General features: G+C 57.0%; 1 protein-coding gene. It reads right to left on the bottom strand.

Features of this window, described 5'->3' with window-relative positions; genetic code table 11:
- Nucleotides 1–241: 241 nt before the first annotated feature.
- On the bottom strand, nt 242–1,936 hold the full coding sequence (locus AAAT03_RS09815; RefSeq protein WP_349103225.1) for a phospho-sugar mutase: 1,695 nt from the start codon (nt 1,934–1,936) through the stop codon (nt 242–244).
- Nucleotides 1,937–2,238 lie beyond the last annotated feature (302 nt).

Raw genomic sequence — 2,238 nt, 5'->3', positions numbered from 1 at the left:
AATGTGTCCATCCTCGCAGTATCCGGTTCTCAAGGTGCACGCTGTGCGGCTGATCCGGTCCGACCGGGCCGCGCGGCAAGGAGATATATTGCCAGACCGGAGGGGCGCCGGGGGCGGGAATCTGGGCATACACATTTCCTACACATATAAGGACTCTCGGCTGGCTGGGTAAATATAAGAGGGGACCTCGTTTCCGAGATCCCCTCTTTCGCCTATCTACAGTAATAGACTCTTAAATACCTTATGCCAGCAGCTTGCGACCGGACTCTTCAATCGCGTCAAGTGCTGCATCAGCTTCGGCGGCATCCGCGCCCTTGGCAAAGATATACAGTTTAATCTTGGGCTCGGTGCCGGAAGGACGAACAATACCCTTGTTGCCGCCCTCAAGATCGAACTCAATGACGTTAGCCTTCGGCAGGCCGTTCACGCAGGTGTTGTAGTCCACGACGGCCTCAATCTTGGACCCAGCAAGCTCCGCAGGCGGGTTCTCGCGCAGACCGGACATGATGCCGGCCATCTTTGCCGCGCCCTCAGCACCCGGATAGCTCAGCGAAATCGTCTTGTTGTGGTAGTAGCCATACTTCTCGTACAGCTCGTGCATCGCATCGGCGAGGTTCTTACCCTGGAGCTTGTAATACTGCGCCATCTGGCAAATCAGCAGCGAAGTGCTCACGGCGTCCTTGTCGCGCACGTGGTCGCCAGCCAGATAGCCGTAGCTCTCCTCGAAACCAAAGATAAAGCGATCGACCTCGCCAGCATCGGAAAGCGAGGTAATGATGTCGCCGATGTACTTGAAGCCCGTCAGGCAGCGGCGGAGCTCAAAACCGTACTCGTCGGCCAGAGCGTCAACCATGGCGGAAGAAACGATAGTAGTAACGGCAACCTTCTTAGTGAGGTCCTCACCGCGGGCAGCACGGGTCTTGCAGATATAGTCGAGCAGCAGAACGCCCATCTCATTGCCGGTCAGCAGCAGATAGTCATCGCCATTCTTAACGGCAACGCCAACACGGTCGGCGTCGGGATCGGTTGCAAGCAGCAGATCGGGGTGAACCTGCTCGCAGAGATCGATGCCCTTCTGCATGGCCTGACGGATCTCGGGGTTAGGATACGGGCAGGTCGGGAAATCGCCGTTAGGCTCCTTCTGCTCGGGAACAACCGTGACATCGGTGATGCCAGCGCGCTCGAGCACCGTCGTGACGGGAATGAGGCCGGTGCCGTTGAGCGGAGTGTAGACGAGCTTAAGCGGAGCGCCAGCGATCTCCTCGGCAGAAAGGTTAGTCACGCCGCGGGCGAGAACGGCGTCGTAATAACGCTCGAGGCACGAGTCATCGATCCATTTGACCAGACCCTGCTCAAGAGCCTCATCGAAGTCCATGGACTTCACGCCGGTGAACGTATCGGTCTCGGCGATAGCCTTAGAAATTGCATCGGCGGCCTCGCTAGTGATCTGGCAACCGTCGGGGCCATAGGCCTTATAGCCGTTATAAGGCGCTGGGTTATGGCTAGCGGTCATGCAAATGCCACCGGAGCACTTAAGGTCGCGGACGGCCCAGGAGAGCGTCGGCACGGGAGAAATCTTGGGATACACGAGGGCAGTCACGCCGTTTGCTGCAAGAATGGCAGCCGTCGTCTTGACGAACAGCTCACCTTTATTGCGGCTATCGCGAGCAATGGCGACCGTCGGATGCTTGAAGGTCGCATTGAGGTAGTCAGCGAATCCCTGGGTCGCACGACCGACCGTATAGATATTCATACGGTTAGTGCCCGCACCGATAGTGCCGCGAAGGCCGGCAGTACCGAAGGCGAGATCCTGGAAGAAAGCGTCGGTGATGGCGTCCTCATCACCCTGCTCCTTCATCGTGTTAAGCTCAGCGAGGAGCTCCTCGTCCTTGACATTGGCAATCCAAGTATCAAGCAGCTCATGAACATCTGCCATGTGAGTCCTTCCGTCACAATCAATAAAACGACCCGTGTAAAACAGGACAAGCGCAGCAGTGCGCTAAAGCAAATATTAGTCCATTGAGAACAAAGAACCGACCAAAGAACGGTGAACGTCTATATTCAGCGGTGGATGATTAAATTGATTTAATTGCATAAGGAATGTTTCACGTAAACGCAAAAAAGGGGGAGGCCGCGAGGCCTCCCCCTTCTTCAAGTCATCCGACGGCTCGGTGCCGTCCACCGGTCAGCGGCGCCCTGGCCTCCCACGGGCTGGCCCCGCAGTACTCTCGGCGCGAT

It is taken from the genome of Collinsella sp. CLA-AA-H167 (assembly GCF_040095305.1).
Lineage (GTDB): Bacteria > Actinomycetota > Coriobacteriia > Coriobacteriales > Coriobacteriaceae > Collinsella.
The sequence above is the reverse complement of the archived record's forward strand: the minus strand, read 5'-3'. Positions and strand labels throughout refer to the sequence as shown.

What these genes read in the sequence shown, in the direction of transcription:
- AAAT03_RS09815 (WP_349103225.1), bottom strand. Translation starts at nt 1,936, where the DNA reads ATGGCAGATGTTCATGAGCTGCTTGATACTTGGATTGCCAATGTCAAG.